This window comes from Bacteroides caecigallinarum (assembly GCF_021531075.1).
GTDB classification, from domain to species: Bacteria; Bacteroidota; Bacteroidia; order Bacteroidales; family Bacteroidaceae; genus Phocaeicola; species Phocaeicola caecigallinarum_B.
Window position 1 is genome coordinate 1 of record NZ_JADYTJ010000139.1, and the last position, 809, is coordinate 809.

Below are 809 nucleotides of genomic sequence, written 5' to 3' on the forward strand. Positions count from 1 at the left end.
CGGCGCACATTTCCATGACAAATGGGTGCATTATTACAACAAGAACCTGCTGATGATGGCCGCCTATTTCAGGGGTGAGGAAGAAAACGGCCAGAAATTCTGTGATATGATCACCCGACAGGTTGAACGCTATACACAAAACAGGAGGAGAACAGGATGAATACAAAGATACGATATGACCTTGACAGTCTTGAACTGGCAAACGGTGACTTCGGATATCCCATTACAGAAAAGGAAGTACGGAAAGTGAACCGTATGCTGGAACTGATGGAGAATGTCCGAAACAGGCAGATGTGCCCGACAGAAGGAGACTGCGTGGAATTTGTCTCACGTTCTGGTGACTATTTCGGAAAAGCTCATATAGAACGGATAACAGGAAAATATGCGGATATATGCCTGATACCGGAAACGGTATTCTGTTTCGATGACATGGGAAAAGCCGCCTATGATACCACCGGAAGTCCCTGGACGCAGGTCAATATCCGGAACATGAAACCCGCAGGTACTGAAATCCGCATATTCAGGACATGGGGATTCGGGAAGCGCAGCAGTACGGGCAGTCTAAGGTTCGATGCTCCGGTCAGGAAATGGGAATACAGAGAACCGAATCCGTTGTATGACGGTTACACCACCCGTAACTGGTTCCGCTATCATATCATGAAACACCGGGACAGGGAAAGGACAGGCGAATACACCTTCCGCAGCGATTCATTCACGCTGTACAGCCGGAGCGAGCTGGACGAGCTGGCCGCAATCCTGAAAGGCAGACTCTACAAGGGAATCCTGCCTGACTCTCTTGTACTTTGGGG

Annotated in this window: 1 protein-coding gene; it reads left to right on the top strand. The window is 49.2% G+C overall.

Annotated features, from left to right (window positions below; all coding sequences use genetic code 11):
- Positions 1 to 156 precede the first annotated feature (156 nt).
- On the top strand, positions 157 to 809 hold a 653-nt coding region (locus I6E11_RS14720), incomplete at its 3' end, for a DUF4121 family protein (RefSeq protein WP_235338841.1).